This is a genomic window from Streptomyces smyrnaeus, assembly GCF_017676345.1.
In the GTDB taxonomy this organism is placed as follows: Bacteria; Actinomycetota; Actinomycetes; order Streptomycetales; family Streptomycetaceae; genus Streptomyces; species Streptomyces smyrnaeus.
In genome coordinates this window covers 1-3,137 of the sequence record NZ_JAFFZM010000054.1, presented here as the reverse complement: position 1 = coordinate 3,137, position 3,137 = coordinate 1, and the positions used below count along the sequence as shown (strand labels likewise).

Here is a 3,137-nt window from a genome sequence, read left to right as displayed (position 1 = left end):
CCTCACCCCGACGCAACCCCGCCAACTCCACCAACCCGAACCACGCCGTCAGGAACGTGATGGGCACCGAGGCAGCGGTGCGCCAGTCCCAGCCGTCCGGCACCGGAGCGATCATCCGGGCGTCGGCCACCGCCACCGGCCCGAAGGCACCGTCGAACAACCCCATCACCCGGTCACCAGGCGCCAGCCCCGTCACATCGGGTCCGACCTCCGTCACCACGCCCGCACCCTCGCTGCCGGCGAACAGTCCGTCCGCTTCCGGGTACATGCCGAGCGCTATCAGCACGTCCCGGAAATTGACCCCGGCAGCACGCACCGCAACCCGCACCTGCCCCGACGCCAACGGCTCCTCCACCTCCGGACACCGCACCACCGACACGTCCTCCACCGTCCCGGCAACCTCCTGACCCAACCGCCACGCACACCCGTCCTCCAACGGCACCAGCCGATCGGCGGCAGTACGGGCCAGCCGCGGCACATGCACCTGTCCGGCGCGCAACGCGAGCTGCGACTCCCCGCCGTCCGCCCGCGCGTGGCGCAGCGCGTCGTCGATACCGGCCACATCCTCCGGACCGCCGCCCAGGTCGAGCAGGACGAATCTGTCCGGGTTCTCCACCTGCGCGCTGCGCACCAGCCCCCACGCGGCTGCACCCGCCATGTCCGGGGCGCCTCCGCCCTCGACGTCCGTGGTCACGGCACCCCTGGTGACCAGGACGAGCCGTACGTCGGTGAGCCGGGGCTCGGCCAGCCAGCTCTGCAGCAGCCCGAGCACGGAACCGCTCACGGCGAGCGCCTCGGCGTCGTCGTCCGGCGTCTCACTCGGCGTGGAACGGTCACCGCCCACGCAGGCCAGCACGGCGGAAGGGGTGGGTGCCCCGGACCCGAGCGCGTCCACCAGCGCCTCCACATCGCTGTGACATCCCACCGCGGACGCCGACAGACCGAACATGTCGGGACCGAGCAGCGCCCAATCGGCCTCGTCTTCGGCAGCACTCGCCGGATACCCGACCGGTGGCACCCAGTCGAGGACGAACTGGCCCTCCACGCCACGCACGGGCACCAGTTGGCTGACGTCGGCCTGGCGCATGACAACGGCGTCGACGCTCAGCACCGGCGCGCCGGACACGTCGGTGACGAGGACACGCACGCCACGTTCGTCCCCGCTCTCACCTTCCCGTAGAGGCGTGAGCCGTACCCGCACGGCCGTGGCATGGGTGGCCCAGACGGTGACACCGTTCCAGGCGAACGGCAGCCACGCCCGGTCGTCGTCAGCGGAAACGGCCAGCAGAAGACCGGGGTGCAGCGCTGCGTCCAGCAGAGCCGGGTGAACGGTGAACCCGTCCGGACGGCCGGCCTCCTCGGGCAGCTCGATCTCGGCCAGCAGTACCTGCCCGTCGCGCCCCTCCCGCCAGACGGCCCGGACGCCCTGGAAGGCCGGACCGTACCCGTATCCGGCAGCCGCGGCACCCACATAGAAGTCGTCCGTGTCCACCCGGTGTGCTCCTGGCGGAGGCCACTGCTCCAGCGATCCGTCCTCCGCAGCCCCCGCCTGCGGTGCGAGCGTGCCGCTCGCGTGGCACACCCAGCCGTTCGCGTCGCGATCCTCATGGGACGGGCGTGAGTACACCTCGATCTGCCGCCGTTCATCGGCCTCGGCCGGACGGACAACCACCTGGACGTCGACCGCGCCGTTGTCAGGCAGTACGAGCGGTGCTTGCAGAATCAGTTCCTCGACGCCACCGCACCCGACCTCGTCGGCCGCACGCAACGCCCACTCCGCCATCGCCGCACCAGGCACCAGCACCGACCCCCACACCTGATGATCGGCCAACCAGCGCTGCTCCCCCGAGGCCGCCACCCGCCCCGTCAGAATCAGCCCACCATCCGCCGTCGCCACAACAGCCGGCAACAGCGGATGCTTCAAACTCCGTAGCCCGGCTGCCTCCATGTCTTCGGCGGGGTGTCCGGGCGCGAGCCAGTAGTGCTGGCGTTGGAAGGCGTAGGTAGGCAGATCGACGGTGGGTCCGGGCGGGAACCAGGGGGTCCAGTCGATGTCGTGGCCGTGGGTGTGGAGCTGGGCGAGGGCGTGGGCGAGGGCGCGTGTCTCGGGTTGTTTGGCGGTGAGGGTGCAGAGGGCGAGGGGGTTGTCTTCGAGGGTGTGTTGGGTGGCGGTGGTCAGGACGGGGTCGGGGCCGAGTTCGAGGTAGGTGTGGGTGCCCAGGTGGGTGAGGGCCGGGGCGAAGTGGACCGGCTGGCGGATGTGCTCGCACCAGTAGTCGGGGGTGGTGATGCGCTCGTCGGCGGGCCGCCCGGTCAGGTTGCTGATCAGCGGAAGCGTGGGCTGGTGGAACTGCAGCCCTTCGATGGCCTGGCGGAAGTCCTCCAGCATCGGCTCCATCGACGGGGAGTGGAAGGCGTGGCTGACCGCCAGCCGCTTGGTCTTACGCCCCCGGGACTTCCACTCCGCCGCCAGCTCCAGCACCGGTTCCTCCGGACCGGAGATGACGGTGCTGGTGGGTGTGTTCAGCGCGGCAACCGCCACGCCCTCGGGCAGGTCGAGTTCGTCGGCGCCGGCTTCGACGGCGACCATCGCTCCGCCCTCGGGCAGCGCCCCCATCAACGTCGCCCGGGCCGCCACCAGCGCGCACGCGTCCTCCAGCGAGAACACCCCGGCCACATAGGCCGCCGTCACCTCGCCGATGGAGTGGCCCACCACCGCATCCGGACGCACCCCGAACGAACCCAACAACCGTGCCAGCCCCACCTGCAGCGCAAACAACCCCGCCTGCGCATACGTCGTGTGCTCCAGCCGCTCCGCGCTGCCCTCGAACACCACCTCCCGCAACGAAACACCCAACTGCGGGTCCAGCAGTCCACAGACCTGGTCGAAAGCCTCAGCGAACACGGGGAAGCGGGCATACAACTCCGCGCCCATGCCCACGCGCTGGCTGCCCTGGCCGCTGAACAGCCACACCAGCCCACCACCGGGGGCTTGGCCAGAAGGGATCACCGACGGGTGCGGCTCACCAGCAGCCAGCGCCCGCACACCCGCAAGCAACTCCTCCCCACCCTGCCCCAGCACCACCGCCCGGTCCTCGAACAACGACCGGGAGGTCACCAGCGAACGACCCACCGCC

Annotated in this window: 1 protein-coding gene; it reads right to left on the bottom strand. The window is 70.9% G+C overall.

Annotation, left to right across the window (positions count from 1 at the left end; all coding sequences use genetic code 11):
• The coding region (locus JW613_RS35400) for an acyltransferase domain-containing protein (RefSeq protein WP_209215302.1) at positions 1 to 3,137 on the bottom strand (3,137 nt) is incomplete at both ends.